General features: G+C 68.1%; 1 protein-coding gene. It reads right to left on the minus strand.

The window, feature by feature from the left end:
• Nucleotides 1-585 (minus strand): porin (locus MKK70_RS17810; RefSeq protein WP_243949206.1); only part of this gene is annotated, 585 nt, incomplete at its 3' end.
• Nucleotides 586-718: the final 133 nt, after the last annotated feature.

Genomic DNA, 718 nt, shown 5'->3' on the forward strand with positions numbered 1-718 from the left:
CAGGTTGGTCGAGGACACGTCGGAGCCGGCGGTGGCGCCGGCCAGCTCGAAGTCGTGAGCGTAGAAGTCGAAGAACGACGAGGCGCGACCGGCGGTGAAGCCCGCGAACTGGATGAAGGCCTTGTCGGCGTTCACGTACTGCTGCAGCCGGCCGAAGCTGTCGACGCCGAGACCCGGGTAGGCGTTGCCGATGCGCTGGTTCGTGCCCGACGTGCCGAGACCGGAATAGCCGGAGCCGCTGCCGGCTTCCAGGCGCACGAACGCGCGAAGGGTGCCGTAGGCGGTCTGGGTGCGGGCGTCGAGGTTGATGCGCAGGCGGGTGCGGTAGCCGGTGCTGTCACCGTTGTTCGAACCGTTCTGGCGCGAGTACGACGGCTGGTAGGCAGCGTCGAAGCGGGCGCGACCCGAAAGGCGGAGGCAGGTGTCGGTGCCGGGGATGTAGAAGAAGCCGGCGCCGTAGGCGGAGCAGACGCGGACGTACTCGATGGGGGCGGCCTTCTTGACCGGCAAATCGGCAGCCTGGGCGCCGGCGACGGCGGCGAAGCCGGCGGCCGAAGCGAGCAGGGTGCTCTTCAAGAGCGTCATAGATATCTCCAAAAGCTTCGAGACCCGAGGATCGTGTGGTCGCGGGGCCGGGGCCGATCGCGTCACACCTTGTTTTGCGGCCCGCTTTTTGGTGCGGGCTCATCGGGCCCGCTTTTGCGATGCCCCCAGTGCC

This window comes from Methylobacterium sp. E-041, from assembly GCF_022829665.1.
In the GTDB taxonomy this organism is placed as follows: domain Bacteria; phylum Pseudomonadota; class Alphaproteobacteria; order Rhizobiales; family Beijerinckiaceae; genus Methylobacterium.